The sequence below is a fragment of the Brevibacterium litoralis genome, from assembly GCF_040212315.1.
In the GTDB taxonomy this organism is placed as follows: domain Bacteria; phylum Actinomycetota; class Actinomycetes; order Actinomycetales; family Brevibacteriaceae; genus Brevibacterium; species Brevibacterium litoralis.
On record NZ_JBDIUY010000019.1, the window covers coordinates 119681 to 139003 of the forward strand.

Annotated in this window: 15 protein-coding genes; 8 read left to right on the forward strand and 7 right to left on the reverse strand. The window is 70.1% G+C overall.

What is annotated here, in order from left to right; all coding sequences use genetic code 11:
• Positions 1 to 43: 43 nt before the first annotated feature.
• The 6 genes from AAD496_RS06800 to AAD496_RS06825 all read right to left on the reverse strand — a co-directional run bounded on the left by AAD496_RS06800 (position 44) and on the right by AAD496_RS06825 (position 5880).
• Positions 44 to 1345, reverse strand: coding sequence for a SufS family cysteine desulfurase (locus AAD496_RS06800; protein WP_349827902.1), 1302 nt, complete (start codon positions 1343 to 1345; stop codon positions 44 to 46).
• Positions 1345 to 2100 (reverse strand): Fe-S cluster assembly ATPase SufC, encoded by a 756-nt coding sequence (gene sufC, locus AAD496_RS06805; RefSeq protein ID WP_349827903.1) that lies wholly within the window; start codon positions 2098 to 2100, stop codon positions 1345 to 1347. The genes AAD496_RS06800 and sufC overlap by 1 nt, the downstream gene beginning before the upstream one ends.
• A gap of 124 nt (positions 2101 to 2224) precedes the next feature.
• Entirely contained in the window at positions 2225 to 2539 is a 315-nt protein-coding gene (locus tag AAD496_RS06810; RefSeq protein WP_349827904.1) for a Rieske (2Fe-2S) protein, read from the reverse strand.
• Positions 2536 to 3693, reverse strand: coding sequence for a Fe-S cluster assembly protein SufD (gene sufD / locus AAD496_RS06815; RefSeq protein ID WP_349827905.1), 1158 nt, complete (start codon positions 3691 to 3693; stop codon positions 2536 to 2538). The genes AAD496_RS06810 and sufD overlap by 4 nt, the downstream gene beginning before the upstream one ends.
• Before the next feature lie 31 nt (positions 3694 to 3724).
• A complete protein-coding gene (gene sufB / locus AAD496_RS06820; protein WP_349827906.1) occupies positions 3725 to 5161 on the reverse strand; it encodes a Fe-S cluster assembly protein SufB in 1437 nt (478 codons plus the stop codon).
• Positions 5158 to 5880: a helix-turn-helix transcriptional regulator gene (locus AAD496_RS06825; protein ID WP_349827907.1), complete on the reverse strand. Its 723-nt coding sequence runs from the start codon at positions 5878 to 5880 to the stop codon at positions 5158 to 5160. Before AAD496_RS06825 ends, sufB begins: the two co-directional genes overlap by 4 nt.
• A gap of 241 nt (positions 5881 to 6121) precedes the next feature.
• Between AAD496_RS06825 and AAD496_RS06830 the strand changes: the two genes are divergently transcribed.
• From AAD496_RS06830 to AAD496_RS06850, 5 genes are all read left to right on the forward strand, one after another.
• A complete protein-coding gene (locus AAD496_RS06830) occupies positions 6122 to 7087 on the forward strand; it encodes an ABC transporter ATP-binding protein (protein WP_349827908.1) in 966 nt (321 codons plus the stop codon).
• A 14-nt stretch (positions 7088 to 7101) separates the two neighbouring features.
• Positions 7102 to 7950, forward strand: coding sequence for an ABC transporter permease (locus AAD496_RS06835; protein WP_349827909.1), 849 nt, complete (start codon positions 7102 to 7104; stop codon positions 7948 to 7950).
• Between the two features lie 84 nt (positions 7951 to 8034).
• Positions 8035 to 8994: a COX15/CtaA family protein gene (locus tag AAD496_RS06840; protein WP_349827910.1), complete on the forward strand. Its 960-nt coding sequence runs from the start codon at positions 8035 to 8037 to the stop codon at positions 8992 to 8994.
• A gap of 105 nt (positions 8995 to 9099) precedes the next feature.
• The gene (locus AAD496_RS06845) at positions 9100 to 10851 is read left to right on the forward strand and encodes an ABC transporter ATP-binding protein (protein WP_349827911.1); all 1752 of its coding nucleotides are present in this window, start codon (positions 9100 to 9102) and stop codon (positions 10849 to 10851) included.
• Positions 10844 to 12838, forward strand: a complete 1995-nt coding sequence (locus AAD496_RS06850) for an ABC transporter ATP-binding protein (RefSeq protein WP_349827912.1) — start codon at positions 10844 to 10846, stop codon at positions 12836 to 12838. Before AAD496_RS06845 ends, AAD496_RS06850 begins: the two co-directional genes overlap by 8 nt.
• An 88-nt stretch (positions 12839 to 12926) precedes the next feature.
• Here the strand turns inward: AAD496_RS06850 and AAD496_RS06855 are convergent, their stop codons facing one another.
• Positions 12927 to 13802 carry a heme o synthase gene (locus AAD496_RS06855; RefSeq protein ID WP_349827922.1) on the reverse strand — a complete coding sequence of 292 codons (876 nt, stop codon included), beginning with the start codon at positions 13800 to 13802 and terminating at the stop codon, positions 12927 to 12929.
• 396 nt (positions 13803 to 14198) lie between these two features.
• Here AAD496_RS06855 and tkt point away from each other — a divergent pair, with 396 nt between their 5' ends.
• Genes tkt through AAD496_RS06870 form a run of 3 tightly spaced genes read left to right on the forward strand, consistent with a single transcriptional unit; the run spans position 14199 to position 19124 of the window.
• The gene (tkt, locus tag AAD496_RS06860; RefSeq protein ID WP_349827913.1) at positions 14199 to 16301 is read left to right on the forward strand and encodes a transketolase; all 2103 of its coding nucleotides are present in this window, start codon (positions 14199 to 14201) and stop codon (positions 16299 to 16301) included.
• Positions 16302 to 16347: 46 nt separating this feature from the next.
• Positions 16348 to 17499, forward strand: a complete 1152-nt coding sequence (gene tal / locus AAD496_RS06865; RefSeq protein WP_349827914.1) for a transaldolase — start codon at positions 16348 to 16350, stop codon at positions 17497 to 17499.
• Positions 17496 to 19124, forward strand: coding sequence for a phosphoglucose isomerase-related protein (locus AAD496_RS06870; protein ID WP_349827915.1), 1629 nt, complete (start codon positions 17496 to 17498; stop codon positions 19122 to 19124). Before tal ends, AAD496_RS06870 begins: the two co-directional genes overlap by 4 nt.
• The last annotated feature ends 199 nt before the right edge of the window (positions 19125 to 19323 follow it).

The window sequence follows — 19323 nt, forward strand, 5'->3', positions numbered from 1 at the left end:
CGTGGGTGGCCGGGGCTGCGGGTCGCGCCGAATGAGGCCGGGCTCAGGCCGCGCCGAAGAAGGCGCGGACCTCCGCCAGGCTCTTGAAGAACCGCTCGCAGTCCTCGGCCGTCGTGTACAGGTACGCGCTCGCGCGCGTCGTCGCGGTCACGCCGTACCGCCGGTGCAGCGGCTGCGCGCAGTGGTGGCCCACCCGCACCGCGATCCCCGCGGCGTCGAGGTACTGACCCACGTCGTGCGCGTGCACGCCGTCGACGACGAAGGAGACCGTCGCGAGTCGCGCCGTCTCCCCCGCTCCCGAGGCGCCCTGCACTCCCGGCTTGCCCGGCCCGAGCACGCGGACGCCGGGGATCGCGGCGATCCCGTCGAGCAGGAGCCCGGCGAGTTCCGCCTCGTGGGCGGCGATCCGGTCCATGCCGACCTCGGTGAGGTATCCGACAGCCGCCCCCATGCCGGCGACCTGGGCCACCGGCTGGGTGCCCGCCTCGAAACGCTGTGGGGCGGGCAGGAACTCGGCGTGGTCCATGTCGACCGTCGTGATCATCGAGCCGCCGGTGAGCACCGGCGGCAGCGCGTCGAGCAGCGCCTTCTTCCCGTAGAGCGCACCGATGCCGCTGGGTGCGAGCATCTTGTGGCCGGAGAAGGCGGCGAAGTCGACGTCGAGCGCATGGAGGTCGACGGGCATGTGCGGCACGGACTGGCAGGCGTCGAGCACGACGTACGCGTCGACCTCCCGCGCCCGGGCGACCAGGCGCTCGACGGGGTTGACGGTCCCGAGCACGTTCGAGGCGTGCGTGAACGCGAAGACCTTCGTCGTCGCGTCGACGATCGACTCCAGGTCGCCGAGGTCCAGGTGTCCGTCGTCCGTGAGCGGCAGGTACCGCAACTGGGCGCCGGTGAGCGCACACAGCTGCTGCCACGGAATGAGGTTCGCGTGGTGCTCCATCTCGGTGGTGACCACCGAGTCACCCGGGCCGAGCCGGAAGCGCGCGGCCTCCGGCCCACCCAGGCCCGCCGAGGCGTGCGCCATGCCCAATGCCACGACGTTGAGCGCCTCGGTGGCGTTCTTCGTCCAGGCGATCTCCTCGGTATCGGCTCCCACGAAGGCCGCGGTGGCGGCACGTCCGTGCTCGTAGGCGTCCGTGGCACTCACCGCGAGGGTGTGTGCGCCACGGTGCACCGCGGAGTTGCGGGCCGTGTAGAAGTCCTGCTCGGCGTCGATGACGCACTCGGGCTTCTGCGAGGTGGCCCCGGAGTCGAGGTACGCGAGCGGATGCCCGCCCACCTCGGTCGACAGGATGGGGAAATCGTTGCGCAGGCGCACGACCTCGGCGGGAGAGATCATCAGGCGTTCACCAGGAAACGGTCGTAGCCCTCGTTCTCCAGTCGGTCGGCGAGTTCCGCTCCGCCCTCCTCGGCGACCTTGCCGTTCACCAGCACGTGGACGTGGTCCGGCGTGATGTACTGCAGGATGCGCGTGTAGTGGGTGATGAGGAGGACACCGACGTCGGTCTTCTCCTTGGCGCGGTTGACGCCCTCGGAGACGACGCGCAGGGCGTCGACGTCGAGGCCGGAGTCGGTCTCGTCGAGGATGGCGAACTTGGGCTTGAGCAGCTCCATCTGGAGGATCTCGTGGCGCTTTTTCTCACCACCGGAGAAGCCCTCGTTGACGTTGCGGGCCGCGAAGTCCGTGTCGATGCGCAGGTCCTTCATGGCCTGCGAGAGCTCCTTGGTCCAGGTGCGCAGCTTGGGCGCCTCGCCGTCGATGGCGGTCTTGGCGGCACGGAGGAAGTTCGTCACCGTGACGCCGGGGACCTCGACGGGGTACTGCATGGCGAGGAAGAGGCCCGCCTGGGCGCGCTCGTCGGCGCTCATCGACACGAGGTCCTCACCGTCGAGGGTGACGGAACCGGAGTCGATCGTGTACTTGGGGTGGCCGGCCAGCGCGTAGGACAGCGTGGACTTGCCGGAGCCGTTGGGGCCCATGATGGCGTGGGTCTCGTTGGACGAGATGTCCATGTCGATCCCGTGCAGGATCTCCTTGGGGCCGGACTCGGTCTCGACGCTCACGACGAGGTCACGGATGGAAAGAGTGGACATGTGATTCCTTCTCTACAGGGTCTGTGGTCGCGGGGCCCGGCCCGGTCGGTGCGGTCGACCGACCGGTCCGGGGCCTGCGGTGAAAGGCAGTGGTGGAGCTGTGCCCGAAAACGGTGTCCGGGGTTCAGGCCGGGATGTCGACGTAGACGTCGCCGTCCCGTTCCGAGGTGGTGAAGACCTCGACCGGCTCGAAGGCCGGTGGGCCCTGGGCCTCGCCGGTGACGAGTGAGAACGCGGAGCCGTGCAGCCAGCACTCGATACTGCAGCCCTCCACGTCCCCCTCGGCCAGGGAGACCTCGCCGTGGGTGCACAGGTCGTCGACCGCGCGCACCACACCGTCCTCGGTCCGTGCCACACACACCTCGCGGTCACCGAGGACCACGCGGATCGCGGTGCCCGCGGGCACCTCGGTGGCGGCACAGGCACGGTACTGGGTCACAGCATGCTCCGCGAGAGCTCGTCCTCGATCTTCTCGGTGAGGACCTCTTCGATCTCGGGGACCTGGATCTTCTGGATGACCTCGTTGAAGAAGCCACGCACGACCAGGCGACGGGCGACCGTCTCCGGGATGCCACGGCTCATGAGGTAGAACAGGTGCTCCTCGTCGAACCGGCCGGTCGAGGAGGCGTGACCCGCACCCTCGATGTCGCCGGTCTCGATCTCCAGGTTCGGCACGGAGTCGGCCCGGGCACCCTCGGTGAGGATGAGGTTCCGGTTGAGCTCGTAGGTGTCGATGCCCAGTGCCTCGGGGCGGATGAGCACGTCACCGACCCACACGGAGCGAGCGTCAGTGCCCTGCAGAGCGCCCTTGTAGAGGACGTTCGAGGTGGCGCGCGCCGTGTTGTGGTCGACGAAGGTGCGGTGCTCCAGGTGCTGACCGGCGTCGGAGAAGTACAGACCGAGCATCTCGGCCTCGCCACCCGGGCCCGCGTAACGGACGTTCGAGTTGAGACGGACAATGTCGCCGCCCAGCGAGATCGCGATGTGCGTGTACTGCGCGTCCTTGCCGACCAGGGCGTCGTGCTGACCCAGGTGGATCGAACCGGACTCCCACATCTGCAGGGTGACGAAGCGCAACTGGGCGCCCTCGCCGACGACGAGGGAGACGAGCTCCGAGTAGTCGGCCGTCCCCTCGTGCTCGACGACGATCGTGGCACGGGCGTTGTCGCCGACGGTCACGAGGACGTGGCCGAAGACGGTCTCACCGGTACCGTCGGCGTGGATGACGACCGGCTCGTCGAGCTCGGTGCCGGCGGCGACCTCGTAGTGGAGCACGCCGTTCGCGTGCGCCGCGGCCACGGCGGCCGGGCGGTCCTCCGGCTCGAGAATCCCGTGGGCACGGGCCTCGTCGAGCGAGATCGTCGAGACGGTGACACCGGTCGGCAGGGTCCGGTCGGTGACCTGCAGGTGGGTGTCCGGCGTCGTGGCGGGCTCCTCCAGGAGTCCGGCCAGACGCTTGACCGGCGTGAAGCGCCACTCCTCCTCGCGCCCGTGGACCTGCGGGAAGTCCGCCAGGTCGAAGGAGCGGGTGCGCTCGTCGCGCTTGGCCACCGGGACGGTGACCTCCAGCGCGTTTGCCAGGGTTTCTGTCATGGGGTGTCGTTTCCTCCTCGGGACGCGGGCTTCAGCCCACGGCCCCTTCCATCTGCAGCTCGATGAGACGGTTGAGCTCGAGCGCGTACTCCATGGGCAGCTCACGGGCGATCGGTTCGATGAAGCCGCGCACGATCATGGCCATCGCCTCGGTCTCCTCGAGACCGCGGCTCATGAGGTAGAACAGCTGGTCCTCGCTCACCTTCGAGACCGTGGCCTCGTGGCCCAGCGACACGTCGTCCTCACGGATGTCGATGTACGGGTAGGTGTCCGAACGCGACTCGTTGTCGACGAGCAGGGCGTCGCACAGCACGGTGTTCGACGAGCCCTTGGCGCCCGGGTGCACGTGGACGAGACCGCGGTAGCCCGCACGGCCACCGGCACGGGCGACCGACTTCGAGACGATCGACGAGTGCGTGTTCGGAGCGGCGTGGACCATCTTCGAACCGGTGTCCTGGTGCTGACCCTCGCCTGCGAAGGCGACGGACAGGGTCTCGCCGCGGGCGTGCTCACCGGTCATCCAGATGGCCGGGTACTTCATGGTGACCTTCGAGCCGATGTTGCCGTCGACCCACTCCATGGTGGCGCCCTCTTCGGCGATCGCACGCTTGGTCACGAGGTTGTACACGTTGTTCGACCAGTTCTGGATCGTCGTGTAGCGGACGCGGGCGTCCTTCTTCGCGATGATCTCGACGACGGCCGAGTGCAGCGAGTCCGACTTGTAGATCGGCGCGGTGCAGCCCTCGACGTAGTGCACGTAGGAGCCCTCGTCGGCGATGATGAGCGTGCGCTCGAACTGGCCCATGTTCTCCGTGTTGATTCGGAAGTACGCCTGCAGCGGGATCTCCACGTGGACGCCCTTGGGGACGTACACGAAGGACCCGCCGGACCACACGGCCGTGTTGAGCGCGGCGAACTTGTTGTCACCGGAGGGGATGACGGTCCCGAAGTACTCCTCGAAGATCTCCGGGTGCTCCTTGAGAGCGGTGTCCGTGTCGAGGAAGATGACGCCCTGGCGCTCCAGCTCCTCGTTGATCTTGTGGTAGACGACCTCGGACTCGTACTGCGCGGCGACACCGGCGACCAGGCGCTGCTTCTCCGCCTCCGGGATACCCAGCTTGTCGTAGGTGTTCTTGATGTCCTCGGGCAGGTCCTCCCAGGTCTGGGCCTGACCCTCCGTCGACCGGACGAAGTACTTGATGTCGTCGAAGTCGATGCCCGAGAGGTCGGCACCCCAGTTGGGCATGGGCTTCTTGTCGAACAGCTTGAGTGCCTTGAGCCGGCGCTGGAGCATCCAGTCCGGCTCGTCCTTCATCTCGGAGATCTTCCGGACGACATCGGGGTTGACACCACGCTCGGCGTTGGCGCCGGCGTCGTTGTCGTCGTGCCAGCCGTACTGGTAGGCACCGATGTCCTTGAGTTCCGGATTGGCCTCGAGGATCTTGTTGGTCTCGGCGACGTCGGTCATCGTGACCCTCCTTGGTTGTTGTCCTTCTGATCGATGAGCGGGCGGTTGAGCACCGAGGTGGGAATGTGTGTGGTGCACACGTGCCCGCCACCGGCGAGCGTCGAGAGACGCCGCACGTCCACTCCGAGGTGTTCGGAGAACATGTCGAGCTCCGCCTCGCAGAACTCGGGGTACTCCTCGGCCACCTGCTGGATGGGGCAGTGGCCCTGGCACAACTGCATGGCCTCCAGCGGGGTGCCGACGGCCACCGGCGAGGCGGTCGCGGCGTACCCTTCGGCCACGAGTGCTCCGGCGAGCTCCCGGGACCGGCCGGCCACCGTCGAGGGGTTGCGGTCCATGCGCGCCGCCAGGCGCTCCCGCAGGGCCTCGGCGTGACGGCGTGCGAACTCGCCCACGGCCTCACGTCCGGCCTTCTCCTCGACGAATCCGAGCACGTCGACCGCCAGGCCGTCGTACTCGTGACTGATGGCGCTGTGACCCTCGGCGGTGACGACGTACTGGCGTGCGGGTCGTCCCCGTCCGGCCTTGACGCCGGCGAGCGAGCGGACCTCGATGAGGCCCTCCTCGCACAGGGCGTCCAGGTGCCGACGGATCGCGGCGGCCGTGAGACCCATGGTCCCGGCCACCTTCGAGGCGCTCACCGGTCCGTTGTCGAGGACGCAGGCGAGGACCTTCTGCCTGGTGCGGACGTCGTCCGTACCACCGGTCTCCCGTGCCATCACGACTCACCCCATCCGTTTCCGGCCTCGATCGATCACGACCGATCTTTACGCACTCGATTGTTCCCTATTTCCCCACTCACGTACACGAAGGGAACCCTAATTTCCGTCACATCCGTGTGACGGAACGCGGACGTCCGAGTGACCTCGGTCTCAGGGGCGAGCGGGTGGCCCGAACGACGACCCGGCCACCGGCCTCCCACGGGACACCACTTCTCGACCACGCGTAGAATGGACCCCCGTGGAATCGACCCCCGTGCTCTCCGTCGACGGACTCAGTTATGCCTATGGGCGCACCCCGGCCCTGCGCGGTGTCGACCTGCGGGTCGGCGTCGGCTCCGTCCACGCGGTCCTCGGCCCCAACGGCGCCGGGAAGTCGACGACGATCGCCTGTGCCGTCGGCCTGCTCCGCCCCGATTCCGGCACCGTCCGGATCCTCGGTCACGACCCCGTGACCGAACGGGCCGTCACGGCCGCCGCCACCGGCGTCATGCTCCAGGACGGCGGCCTGCCGCTCGCCGCCCGGCCGCTCGAGGTGCTCCACCACCTCGCCCGGCTCCACGCCGACCCCCTCGACGTCGACGCACTGGCCGAACGCCTGGGCATCACCGGCTTCGCGTCCCGCACGATCCGCCGCCTCTCCGGCGGTCAGCGACAGCGAGTGGGCCTCGCCGCCGCCCTCGTCGGCCGCCCCCGCCTCGTCTTCCTCGACGAGCCGACCGCCGGCCTCGACCCGCAGGCCGGTCTCGTCGTCGCCCAGGTGATCCGCGAACTCGCCGAATCCGGCACCGCCGTCGTCCTCACCACCCACGACATGGCCGACGCCCAGGACCTCGCCGACGAGGTGACCGTCATCGACCACGGCACCGTCGTCGCCGCCGGCACCCTCGACTCGCTCGTGCACCCGGCCGCCGGCGACCAACTGGCCGACATCGTCCTCGACACCTCCTCCCTCGGCGCACCGGGTGCGGGTGGAACACTGGAGTCCCCGGCCGGCGCCGCACTCATGGAGGACCTCCGTCCCTTCGGCACGGTGGCCGTGTCCGGCGACCGGGTGACGATCACCGGCGACTTCACACCGGCCACGCTCGCCGGTGTCACGGCCGTCCTCGCCGAGCACGACCTGCGGGCCCGCTCCTTCTCCCTCCAGGGCCGCACGCTCGAGGACGTCTTCCTCGACCTCACCGGACGGGCGCTGCGTTCATGAAGGACGGAGAGCTCGTGAAGAACCACGCACACATGGAGGAACACACCCCGGTGGCCGACCTCGCAGACCTCCCCGCACCCGCCCCGGCCTGGCGCCGGGTCGCCGCCCAGACCCTGTTCGAGGCGCGCGCGGTCATGCGCAACGGTGAGCAGCTGCTGCTGTCGATCATCCTGCCGGTCATCGCGCTGCTCGGGCTCTCGCTCACGCGGATCCCCGAGGTGCTCGGGACTGGCAGCGCTCTCGGCACCGACTCCGCCGGGGCCGCCGGCGCCCACTCCCCCGTGGCCGTGGCACTGGCCGGTGTGCTGGGACTCGCGATCGCCTCGACGGCGTTCACCGGGCAGGCGATCGCCACCGGGTTCGACCGTCGCTACGGCGTGCTGCGGCACCTGGCAACGACCCCGCTCGGCACCACCGGCCTCGTGCTCGGCAAGCTGTGCGCGGTGTACGTCGTCGTGCTCACCCAGTACGTGGTGCTCGGCGGGATCGCGCTCGTGCTCGGCTTCGCGCCGGGTTCGCTCGGGGTGCTCGGCTGGGTGGGCCTCGTGCTCGCCGCCGTCCTCGGCACCGCCGTCCTCCTCACCTGGGCGCTCGTCATGGCCGGCACCCTGCGCGCCGAGGCGACCCTGGCCCTGGCCAACATCGTGTGGGTCCTCATGGCCGTCGTCGGTGGCATCCTCGTGCCCCACGCCGGCCTGTGGGGCACGATCGTCTCCTTCCTGCCCTTCGGCGCGCTCGGCGAGGCGATGCGCGCCGCGGTGCTCGACGGCCGGATCAACGTCCTCGCCCTCGTCGTCCTCGCCGTGTGGGCCGTGATCGGCCTGATGGTCGCCCGCCGCTTCTTCCGCTGGTCGAGCACGTGAGTCCGCGTTCCTGCTCCCGAGGCGCCCTGCACCCGGTGTGCCCGACCCCGTCCTTCTTCCCGCCCCCGACCCGTGAGGTACCGCATGATCACGCGTGACACCCTGCAGCCCACCCGCATCACCCGCAGCGTGAAGGTCCTCGCGTGGCTCCTGCTGCTCTCGCACTCCGGGATCATCCTCACGGGTGCGCTCGTGCGGCTCACCGGCTCCGGTCTCGGCTGCCCCACCTGGCCCAAGTGCACCCCGGAGTCATGGACGAACACTCCGGAGATGGGGATCCACGGGTACATCGAGTTCGGCAACCGGATGCTCACCTTCGTCCTCGTGGCGATCGCCGTGGCCTCCGTGCTCCACTTCTGGCGCCTGCGGCACGAGCGGAAGGAGATCGTCGTCCTCTCGTTCGTGCTCGCCGCCGTCATCCCGACCCAGGCCGTCATCGGCGGGATCACGGTGCTCATGGAGCTCAACCCCTGGTCGGTCGGCCTCCACTTCATCCCGTCGGCCGCAGCCGTCGCGACCGCCACGTACATCGTCCGCCGCACCGGTGATTCCGGGATCCGCGACCACACCGCCGAGGGTTCGGCAGGCCCCGTCCTCCCCCACCTCCGCACGGTCGCCTGGTTGCTCGCGGTGCTCACTGCGGTCGTCGTCGTCCTCGGCATCCTCACCACCGGCGCCGGCCCCCATTCCGGTGACGTCGCCTCGACCCGCAACGGGTTCGACCCCGAGATCGTCTCCCGCCTCCACGCCCTGCCCGTGTGGCTGCTGGTCGGATGCACCGTCCTCGCGCTCGTCGTCGCCGTCCGTGCCCGCCTGTCCTTCCTCGCCCGTCCCCTCCTCGTGCTGCTTGCCGTCGAGGTGCTCCAGGGCGTCATCGGCTACACCCAGTACTTCAGCGGCCTGCCGGTCCCCCTCGTCGCCGCGCACATGATCGGCGTCTGCCTCACGATCGCCGCCGCGACCGCCGTCGTCGACGCCACCTACCCCCGGCGTCCCCTCGACCAGGATCCGAGTGTGCGGAGTCTGGCGTCCCGGAGCTCCTGAGACGCCGAACTCCGCACACTCGAATCACCGGGCCCTGCCCGCCACCTGTGTGATCTGGGGATATCCCCCTGGGTGGACCCCTCCCCCACGTGGGAGAATCCCCCGGTGAAACTCATCGAACTCCTGCGCCGGTACCTGGCGCCCTACCGGTGGCTCCTCGTCGGTGTCGTCGTGCTGCAGGGCCTCCAGGTCTTCGGCACCCTCTATCTCCCGACCCTCAACGCCGCCGTCGTCGACGACGGGGTGGCCCGGGGTGACACCGCGACCGTGTGGCGCCTGGGCGGGATCATGCTCACCGTCGCCGCGGCCCAGGTGGTGTGCAACGTCGCCGCCGTGTGGTGCGGGGCGCGTGCCGCGATGGCCGCCGGGCGGAACCTGCGTCGGGACGTCTTCCACCGGGTCACCGACATGTCTCACCAGGACGTCGCCCGGTTCACCGGTGCGAGCCTCATCACCCGGAACACGAACGACATCAACCAGGTGCAGATGGTCGTCCTCATGAGCGCGACGATGCTCGTGATGGCCCCGCTCATGTCGATCGGCGGGATCGTCATGGCGCTCGTGCAGAGCGTGCACCTGTCGTGGATCGTCGTCGTGACGGTCGTCGTCGTGGCGGTGGTCATGGGGTTCCTGGTCCGCCGGATGGTGCCCTCCTTCACGGTCATGCAGGAGCGGATCGACGGGTTGAACTCGGTGACCCGTCAGCAGCTCACGGGCATCCGCGTCATCCGCGCCTTCGTGCGCCAGGGTGCCGAGCGGGAGCGCTTCGCCGAGGCGAACACCGCCGTCACCGACGCCAACCTGCGGGTCGGCGGGCTGTTCGCGATCCTCTTCCCGTCGGCCATGGCGATCATCAACGTCGCGACGGTCGCGGTCGTGTGGTTCGGCGCCCGCGAGGTCGAGGTCGGCACGATCGAGGTCGGCACGATCATGGCCTTCGTCCAATACCTCATGCTCGTCCTCATGGGCATCATGATGGCGAGCTTCATGGCGATGATGGTCCCCCGTGCGGAGGTCGCCGCCGGTCGCCTCACGGAGGTCACCGACGCCGAGCTCACCCAGGTCTCCCACGGCACCGTCCGGGAGTTCACGGAGCGTGGCGCCGTCGCCTTCGAGAACGTCACGTTCCGGTACCCCGGTGCCGAGGCGCCCGTCCTCGACGACATCTCCTTCCGGATCCCCGCCGGCGGGTCGCTCGCCGTCGTCGGGTCGACCGGTTCCGGCAAGACGACGTTCGCCAACGTCCTCACCCGCCTCTACGTGCCCGAGTCCGGCACGGTGAGCATCGGCGGTGTCCCCGTCGACGAGCTCGCCCCGGAGACGCTCGCCGGCTCGATGGGCATCGTGCCCCAGCAGGCCTACCTGTTCAGCGGCACGATCGCCGACAACCTGCGCTTCTCCCGCCCCGAGGCCACCGAGGACGACATGTGGTGGGCCCTCGGGGTCGCCCAGGCGGACTTCGTCCACGACCTCGCCGACGGCCTGTCCCACCGCGTCAACCAGGGAGGGACCAACTTCTCCGGCGGGCAGCGCCAACGCCTGGCGATCGCCCGCGCCGTCGTCGGCCGCCCCGACGTCCTCGTCTTCGACGACTCCTTCTCCGCCCTCGACACCGCCACCGACAGCCGCCTCCGAGGCGCCCTGTCCCGGGCGGCCCGCCGCGAAGCGGCCCTGCCCGAGGGCTCCCCCTTCACCCGCGTGATCGTCGCGCAACGCGTGGCCACCGCGCGGGACGCCGACCGCATCCTCGTGCTCGACTCCGGCCGCGTCGCCGGACTCGGCACCCACGACGAACTGCTCGCCGACTCCCCCGTCTACCGGGAGATCGTCGAGAGCCAGGAAGGACACCATGTCTGAGCGGGACGAGACGCGCATGGAGGACCCGCAGCTCCAGGGCGCCTCAGCGGCGGATGACGAGGTGACCGAACCGGCGGGCCCCGGGATCGACCCGACGGCGAAGGCGCGGCACTTCTGGCCGACGATGGGCCGGCTGCTGCGGATGTTCGCGGTGCACCGGCTGGCGATCGGCGCGGCGGTGGCACTCACAGCGCTCAGCATCCTGTTCACCGTGATCGGCCCACTCGTGCTCGGGCGGGCGACGAACCTCGTGTACGAGGGGTGGGTGTCCGCGCGCCTCGACGCGGGGCTGACCCAGGACCAGGTCGTCGCGCAGATGCGTGCGGACGGCCAGGGCACGATGGCCGACATGGTCGCGGCGATGGAGATCGTGCCCGGTGCCGGGATCGACCACGGCGCGCTCGGGCAGACGCTGCTGCTCGCGGTGCTCGTCTACGTGCTCGGCGGCGTCGTCGGGTGGCAGGCGGCGAACATCCTCAACATCGTCACCCAGCGCACCATGTACCGCCTGCGGGAGCGGGTCGAGGAGAAGATCCACTCGCTGCCGCTGGCCCGGTTCGACCGGTTGGAGCGCGGTGACGTGCTGTCGCGGCTGAGCAACGACCTCGACAACCTCGGGCAGATGCTCAGCCAGTCGCTCGGCCAGGTGATCAACAGCGTGCTCATGCTCCTCGGTGTCCTCGTCATGATGTTCTCCCTGTCGTGGCAGCTCACCCTCATCACGCTCACGACGGTGCCGCTCACCGCGGTGCTGCTCGCCGTCATCGGAGTGCGGTCGCAGAAGCAGTTCCGCGCGCAGTGGGCGGCCACCGGACGGCTCAACGCCCGCGTCGAGGAGTCGATCACCGGGCACGACCTCATCACCGTCTACGGCCGCGGCCGGTCGACGAAGGACGCCTTCGACGCGGAGAACGAGGAGGTCCACGACGCGAGCTTCATGGCGCAGTTCCTGGGCGGCGTCATGATGCCGGCCATGCAGTTCGTGGGGAACCTGGTCTACGTGGGGATCGCGCTCGTCGGTGCCCTCCAGGTCGCCACCGGCACCCTGCGGCTGGGCACCGTGCAGGCCTTCATCCAGTACTCCCGCCAGTTCTCGCAGCCGCTCGCGCAGCTGGGCGGCATGATGGCGCAGATGCAGTCGGCGGCCGCGAGTGCCGAGCGGGTCTTCGAATTCCTCGGCTTCGAGGACGAGTCCGCGGAGCGCACGGACGGTGCGCTGCCGGAACACGTGGCCGGACGGGTCGAGTTCCGCGACGTCGTGTTCGGCTACTCACCCGAGGTCCCGCTCATCACCGGACTGTCATTCACCGCCCGGCCCGGCACGACGACGGCGATCGTCGGGCGCACGGGGGCGGGCAAGACGACCCTCGTCAACCTCCTCATGCGGTTCTACGAGGTCGACGGCGGCGCGATCCTCATGGACGGGGTCGACATCGCCACGATCCCGCGCGACGAACTGCGCCGCCGTTCCGGCATGGTCCTCCAGGACACCTGGCTGTTCGGCGGCACGATCGAGGAGAACATCGCCTACGGCCGGCCCGGCGCCACCTCCGAGGACGTCGTCGCGGCGGCGAAGGCCTGCCACGTCGACGCCTTCGTCCGCACCCTGCCCGAAGGCTACGACACCGTGATCGCCGACGACGGCGGGAACCTCTCCCAGGGCGAACGCCAGCTCATCACGATCGCCCGGGCCTTCCTCACGGAACCGACGCTGCTCATCCTCGACGAGGCGACGAGCTCCGTGGACACCCGCACCGAGCTGCTCGTCCAGCAGGCGATGAACACGCTGCGCGCCGGCCGCACGAGCTTCGTCATCGCCCACCGTCTCTCCACCATCCGCGACGCGGACACGATCCTCGTGATGGAGGCCGGCGACATCGTCGAACAGGGATCCCACGAGGAGCTCCTGGCCGCCGGTGGCGCCTATGCCGATCTCCACGCCGCCCAGATGGCCGCCGGCGGCTCCGAGGACGACGTCGAGGAGTGAGATGTCGGCACGAGAACGCCCCGCACTTCGATCAAGTGCGGGGCGTTCTCGTGAGCGAGGGAGCGGGGCTCCTCAGAAGTAGGTCGGATCAGAAGAAACTCGGCACGAAGGGGTCGATCGCGACGGCGAGGAACACCACCGAGAGGTAGGTGATGGAGCCGTGGAAGACGCGCATCGCCTTGAGGCGGGTACCCTGCAGACCCTTCTTGGCCCGCGACACGAGCGCGTAGGCCTCCCACATGAACCAGGCACCGGCGGTGAGGGCGACCGCGATGTACAGCGGGCCCATGGGCGCCAGCGGGATGAGGGCCAGCGAGCTCGCGACCATCGCCCACGAGTAGAGGATGATCTGGCGACCGACGTCCTCGGGCGGACGCTTGGACGGCAGCATGGGCACGCCCGCGGCGTCGTAGTCCGCCTTGTACTTCATGGCGAGCGGCCAGTAGTGCGGCGGCGTCCAGAAGAAGACGACGAGGAAGAGGACGACAGGCTCCCAGGCGAGCCCACCGGTGACGGCGGACCAGCCGATGAGCACCGGCATGCAGCCGGCGGCCCCGCCCCACACGATGTTCTGCGTCGTGTGGCGCTTGAGCATGATCGTGTAGAAGACGACGTAGAGGAGGATCGCGACGGCGGTGAGTCCGGCGGCCACCCAGTTGGTGAAGCCACCCATCCAGAAGATGGAACCGATGCCGAGCGCGAACGCGAAGACGAGGGCGTTGCGCGGGCTGATCTCGCCGGTGACGAGCGGCCGGTTCTCCGTCCGGTGCATCTTCGCGTCGATGTCGCGGTCGATGTAGCAGTTGAACACCGAGGCGCTCGCGGCGGCGGCCGCACCACCGACGAGGGTGGCCATGAGGAGCCAGGCGTTCGGGAACCCGCCCTGGGCGAGGAACATGACCGGGGCGGTCGTGACGAGGAGCAGCTCGATGACGCGCGGCTTGGTGAGCGCCACGTAGGCCATGAACGTCGAGCGCGGCTTCCCGGCCCGCTTGGCCGCCCGCTTCGCCTCGTCGACGTCGCGCTGGAGGGGGCGTTCGGCCCCGTCCGGTGCGGTCTCGGCAGTGTCGAGCGGACGCTCGGGGGCGATGTCACCCGACGCGACGGGTGCGTGCTGCGGATCCGGTGTCACGGGTCGTGGGTCACTTCCTCTTGACGGTGTGGAGCCGGTGGTGGGGGCTGACTGTCCACCGACCTCGCGTCATTCTACCGCTCGTGGAATCCGACGCCACCGCGACGCGCGCCACGCGACGGACATCACGATCACGGTCCGGATACGGGCCCGAATCCCGTGGTCGCCCCGCCGGTTCTGGCGGTAGAGTTCTGGTGTCGTCCCACTACAGAAGGATTCAGCACGCACATGAGCCCCGTGACCTGGACAGAAGCCGATTCGAAGGCTGTCGACACCGCCCGCATGCTCGCCGCGGACGCGGTCCAGAAGGTCGGTAACGGCCACCCGGGCACGGCGATGAGCCTGGCGCCCGTCGCCTACCACCTCTACCAGCACGCGATGACCCACGATCCCTCCGATCCCACCTGGCTCGGACGGGATCGTTTCGTTCTGTCCGCCGGTCACTCCAGCCTCACCCAGTACGTGCAGCTCTACCTGAGCGGCTACGGTCTCGAACTCGACGACCTCAAGGCGCTGCGCACCTGGGGTTCGCTCACCCCCGGCCACCCGGAGGTCGGCCACACCGCGGGCGTCGAGATCACCACCGGCCCGCTGGGCTCCGGTGTCGCCTCGGCCGTCGGGATGGCGATGGCCGCCCGGCGTGAGCGCGGTCTGTTCGACCCGCAGACACCCGCCGGCGAGTCCGTGTTCGACCACTCCGTCTTCGTCATCGCCTCCGACGGCGACCTGGAGGAGGGAGTGAGCGGCGAGGCCTCCTCGCTCGCCGGCACCCAGGAGCTCGGCAACCTCGTCGTGATCTGGGACGACAACCGGATCTCCATCGAGGACGACACCTCGATCGCCTTCACCGAGGACACCGCCGCCCGCTACGCCGCCTACGGCTGGCACGTGCAGCACGTCGACTTCACGCAGGGCGGGACCGAGTACACGGAGGACGTCGCGGCACTCGACGCCGCGATCGCCGCCGCCAAGGCCGACCCGCGTCCCTCCTTCATCCGCCTCTCGACGATCATCGCCTGGCCCGCCCCGAACGCGCAGAACACCGGCGCTTCGCACGGCTCGGCCCTCGGCGCGGACGAGGTCGCGGCGACCAAGGAGCTCCTCGGCTTCGACCCGGCCGTCGACTTCGCCGTAGACCCGGAGGTCCTCGCCCACGCCCGCCAGGTCGTCGACCGGGGGCGCGCCGCCCACGCCGCCTGGGACGAGAAGTTCCAGGCCTGGCGCGCGGCCAACCCGGAGAACGCCGCCCTCCTCGACCGCCTGCTCGCCCGTGAGCTGCCCGAGGGTCTCGACGCGGCCCTGCCGAGCTGGGAGGCCGACGCCAAGGGTGTCGCCACGCGTGCCGCCTCGGGTGCGGTCCTCAACGCGATCGCCCCGCTCATGCCGGAGCTGTGGGGCGGGTCCTCCGACCTCGCCGGCTCCAACAACACGCTGATCAAGGGCGACGCCTCGTTCCTGCCCGCCGAGCGGTCCTCGGACATGTTCTCCGGCAACCCGTACGGCCGGAACATCCACTTCGGTGTCCGCGAGTTCGCCGCGGGCCTGGTCGGCAACGGCATCGCCCTGCACGGCCCGACCCGTCCGTACAACGGCACCTTCCTCGTGTTCTCCGACTACCAGCGCGCCGCCGTGCGCCTGGCCGCGCTCCAGCAGCTGCCCAACGTCTTCGTGTGGACGCACGACTCGATCGGCCTCGGCGAGGACGGCCCCACCCACCAGCCCGTCGAGCACCTGAGCGCCCTGCGCGCCATCCCGGGTGTCGACATCGTCCGCCCGGCGGACGCGAACGAGGTGGCCGTCGCCTGGCGCCGGACCCTCGACCGCACGGACGGCCCCACCGGTCTCGTCCTCACCCGCCAGGCCGTCCCGGTCCTCGACCGGACCGAGCTCGCCGACGCCTCGGGTGCGGCCCGCGGTGCCTACGTGCTCGGTGAGTTCGGCCCCGAGGTCGAGGCCGCCGAGCGCGTGCTCCTCGTCGCCACCGGTTCCGAGGTGCAGCTGGCGTTGGCCGCCGCCGCGACGCTCGCCGAGGATGGTGTGGCCTCGCGCGTCGTCTCCATGCCCTCGCAGGAGTGGTTCGAGCAGGAGGACGCGGCGTACCGCGAGTCGGTCCTCCCCGCCGCAGCCCTCGCCCGTGTGACCGTCGAGGCCGGAGCCGCGATGAGCTGGTACAAGTACCTGGGCACCTACGGTCGCCCGGTCTCGCTCGAGCACTTCGGTGCCTCGGCGGACCACAAGACGCTCTACCAGGAGTTCGGCATCACGGCCGAGGCCGTCGTCGCTGCCGCCCACGAGTCCCTGTCCGCCGTCGCCGCGGCGACGCAGGCCTGACGCAGACCGCGTCCCAGCAGACCGCCGCCGAAGAAGGAGCAGTGACATGACCGGCACTCCCCCGAACCGGGACGCACTCCCCGTCCCCCGCGACGCAGCCCTGGCCGACCTCGCCGCCGCGGGTGTCTCCGTCTGGCTCGACGACCTCTCCCGCACCCGCCTCGACTCCGGCAACCTCGCCGAGCTCGTCGCCTCCGGCACCGCGCGCGGTGTCACGACGAACCCGACGATCTTCGCCGCGGCTCTGTCCGACGGCGACGCCTACGCCTCCCAGGTGGCGGAACTCGTCGCCGCCGGCGCCTCCGTCGAGGACACCATCGACGCGCTCACGACCACCGACGTGGCCCGCGCCGCCGAGGTGTTCCGCCCGGTGTACGACGCCACGGCCGGGGTCGACGGTCGGGTGTCCATCGAGGTGCCCCCGCACCTCGCCCGCGACACCGAGGGGACCGTCGCCTACGCGAAGAAGCTCGCCGCCATGGTCGACGCCCCCGGGGTCATGGTGAAGATCCCCGCGACGCTCGAGGGTCTGCCCGCGATCACGCAGGTGATCGCGGCGGGTATCAGCGTGAACGTCACCCTCATCTTCGAGCTCGACCGGTACCGCAAGGTCGTCGAGGCCTACGTGGCCGGGCTCGAGCTCGCCCGGGAGGCCGGGATCGACCTGTCGACCATCCACTCGGTAGCCTCGATCTTCGTATCCCGCGTGGACTCGGAGATCGACGCCCGCCTCGATAAGATCGGCACCCCGGACGCCCTGGCCCTGCGCGGCAGGGCGGGTCTCGCCAACTGCCGGCTCGCCCACGAGATCGCAGGCCAACTGTTCACCTCCGAACGGTTCGAGGTCCTCGAGGCCGCCGGTGCCACGCGCCAGCGTCCGCTGTGGGCCTCGACCGGGGTGAAGAACCCCGCCTACCCGGACACCCTCTACGTCGAGCAGCTCGTCGCCGCCGGCACCGTCAACACGATGCCGGAGAAGACCCTGCAGGCCTTCGCCGACCACGGTACGGTCCACGGCGACAACGTCTCCTCCCACTACCGGGAGGCGGACGAGGTGCTCGACTCGCTCGCGGCCCTCGGCATCGACTACGCCGAGGTCATGGACACGCTGGAGGCCGAGGGCCTGCAGAAGTTCGACGCGAGCTGGGCAGAACTCGTCACCAGCGTCGAGACACAGATGGAGGCCGCACGGTCATGACTCTCAGCTTCGGACTCTCCTCCCCCGCCGACTTCGACACGGAACTCGCCGACTACGTCGACAACCGGGTGGCGTCCCGGTTGGCCGCCGGCGACGCCGACCTCTGGGGCCCGGCCGCCCGGGAGGAGGCTTCGAAGCGTCTGGCCTGGGTCCACCTCCCGGAGACCTCCCGTCCCCTCGTCCCCCGGATCGAGGCACTGCGCGCGGAACTCGCCGCCGAGGGCGTCGACCACGTGACGCTCGCCGGGATGGGCGGTTCCTCGCTCGCCCCGGAGGTCGTGTGCGCGACGACCGGACACGACATCGAGATCCTCGACACCACCGACCCCGAGCAGATCGCCGAGGCGATCGGTACCGACCTGGGCCGCACCGTCCTCGTCGTCGCCTCGAAGTCCGGGTCGACCGTCGAGACCGACACGCAGCGCCGCGCCTTCGAGAAGGCCTTCAGCGACGCCGGGATCGACCCGGCCTCCCGGATCGTCGTCGTCACCGATCCCGGCAGCCCGCTCGACGCCTTCGCCCAGCGGGCCGGCTACCGGGCCGTCTTCCACGGCGACCCGGAGGTCGGTGGCCGTTTCAGCGCGCTCAGCGCCTTCGGGCTCGTGCCCGCGGGGCTCGCCGGCGTGGACCTCACGGCGCTCCTCGACGAGGCGGTCGCGATCGCCCCGGCACTCGCCGAGGACTCCCCGGAGAACCCCGCCCTGCGGATCGCCGCCTTCCTCTCCGTCGCCCACGCCCGGGACACGGAGAAGCTCGTGACCGTGACGACGGACTCCCCCGTGGTCGGGTTCGGTGCCTGGCTCGAACAGCTCGTCGCCGAGTCGACCGGTAAGGAGGGCCGCGGCGTCCTCCCCGTCGTCGTCGAGGACCTCGACTCCCCCGGCTTCGGCGACGCCCGGGGCGACGCGGCGCTGCTCTTCATCGGCCGGGCCGAGGGCGACCACCAGCCGGTGTCCGGTGACGCCTGCGCCGTCGACCTGCCGCTCGGCGCGCTCTTCCACCTCTTCGAGCATGTCACCGCCGTCCTCGGCTACGGCATCGGGGTCAACCCCTTCGACCAGCCGGACGTCGAGGCCGCGAAGAAGGCCGCCCGCGCGCTCCTGGAGTCCCCCGCCGAGGAGGGCGCCCACGAGGCGACCTTCACCGAGGGCCACGTCAAGGTGTTCGGCACCCCCGAGGTCATCGGGTCGGCGGAGTCCCTCCGCGACGCCCTGTCCGCCTTCCTCGGCACGGCCGACGAGTACGGCTACGTCGCGGTCCAGGCGTTCCTCGACCGGATCGGCGATGCCGCCGCGGAGGCCCTGCGCCCCGCGGTGGCACGCGCCTCCGGACTGCAGACGACCTTCGGCTTTGGCCCCAGGTACCTGCACTCGACCGGCCAGTACCACAAGGGCGGTCACGCGAACGGCGTGTTCCTGCAGATCACGGCCGACCACCGGGCCGACCTCGTCGTCCCCGGCCTGCACTTCACCTTCGGTCGCCTACAGGCCGCCCAGGCCGCCGGTGACCTCTCGGTGCTCGCCCAGGCCGGCCGTCCCGTCCTCCGCCTCCACCTCACCGACCGCGCCGCCGGCATCGACGAGGTGCTCACGGCGCTGGCCGACCTCGCGGTCGAACAAGGCTGAGTTCTCCGACGCGCTATGTGGTGTGGCCGCGCTATTTCATGAAATAGCGCGGCCACACCACATAGCGCGTCGGAGAACTCAGCCTTGTTCGACCGCGAGGTCGGCCAGCGCCGTGAGCACCTCGTCGATGCCGGCGGCGCGGTCGGTGAGGTGGAGGCGGAGGACGGGACGGCCGGCCTGGGCGAGCACCGAGAGGTCA

Coding starts and splice junctions, on each gene's coding strand:
- AAD496_RS06825 (WP_349827907.1), bottom strand. CDS start 5,880: ATGGCACGGGAGACCGGTGGTACGGACGACGTCCGCACCAGGCAGAAG.
- sufD (WP_349827905.1), bottom strand. CDS start 3,693: ATGACAGAAACCCTGGCAAACGCGCTGGAGGTCACCGTCCCGGTGGCC.
- AAD496_RS06800 (WP_349827902.1), bottom strand. CDS start 1,345: ATGATCTCTCCCGCCGAGGTCGTGCGCCTGCGCAACGATTTCCCCATC.
- sufC (WP_349827903.1), bottom strand. CDS start 2,100: ATGTCCACTCTTTCCATCCGTGACCTCGTCGTGAGCGTCGAGACCGAG.
- AAD496_RS06850 (WP_349827912.1), top strand. CDS start 10,844: ATGTCTGAGCGGGACGAGACGCGCATGGAGGACCCGCAGCTCCAGGGC.
- AAD496_RS06840 (WP_349827910.1), top strand. CDS start 8,035: ATGATCACGCGTGACACCCTGCAGCCCACCCGCATCACCCGCAGCGTG.
- AAD496_RS06870 (WP_349827915.1), top strand. CDS start 17,496: ATGACTCTCAGCTTCGGACTCTCCTCCCCCGCCGACTTCGACACGGAA.
- sufB (WP_349827906.1), bottom strand. CDS start 5,161: ATGACCGACGTCGCCGAGACCAACAAGATCCTCGAGGCCAATCCGGAA.
- tal (WP_349827914.1), top strand. CDS start 16,348: ATGACCGGCACTCCCCCGAACCGGGACGCACTCCCCGTCCCCCGCGAC.
- tkt (WP_349827913.1), top strand. CDS start 14,199: ATGAGCCCCGTGACCTGGACAGAAGCCGATTCGAAGGCTGTCGACACC.
- AAD496_RS06855 (WP_349827922.1), bottom strand. CDS start 13,802: ATGGCCTACGTGGCGCTCACCAAGCCGCGCGTCATCGAGCTGCTCCTC.